This is a genomic window from Streptomyces sp. NPDC059255 (genome assembly GCF_042752355.1).
Taxonomy (GTDB): domain Bacteria; phylum Actinomycetota; class Actinomycetes; order Streptomycetales; family Streptomycetaceae; genus Streptomyces.
On sequence record NZ_JBHYZP010000097.1, the window covers coordinates 1 to 368 of the forward strand.

1 protein-coding gene is annotated in these 368 nt (G+C 50.0%); it reads left to right on the forward strand.

Annotated features, from left to right (window positions below):
* Positions 1–25: 25 nt before the first annotated feature.
* Positions 26–368, forward strand: a 343-nt coding sequence (locus ACFXKG_RS41160; protein WP_384850726.1) for a hypothetical protein, incomplete at its 3' end; no start/stop codon positions are given.

Here is a 368-nt window from a genome sequence, read left to right on the forward strand (position 1 = left end):
GGTATATCTCGCTGGGAAAGACCATGTGGTAAAGCTTGATACGAAAGGCGAAGTACACGAGCGCCGCAAGAAACGGCAGGAATTGTGGCATGGCTTGCAGGAAGGTAAGGACTTTACTGTGGTTCACCGATTGGAAGACGTGTCCGAGGTCGAGACGCCGAAAATTATCTATTGCCCGGTCGCTGAAGAATTAGAGCCGGAATATTACAACGCGCTCATGAGCTGGGTGTACAAGCGTGAAAATACGATTCTATGGATAGACGAATTAATGGAAGTCGCGCCAAGCGCCCATAACTACCCGAAAGAATTGAAAGCCTTATACACGCGCGGGCGTTCGAAAGAAGCAGTCGTTTGGGCTTGTACCCAGC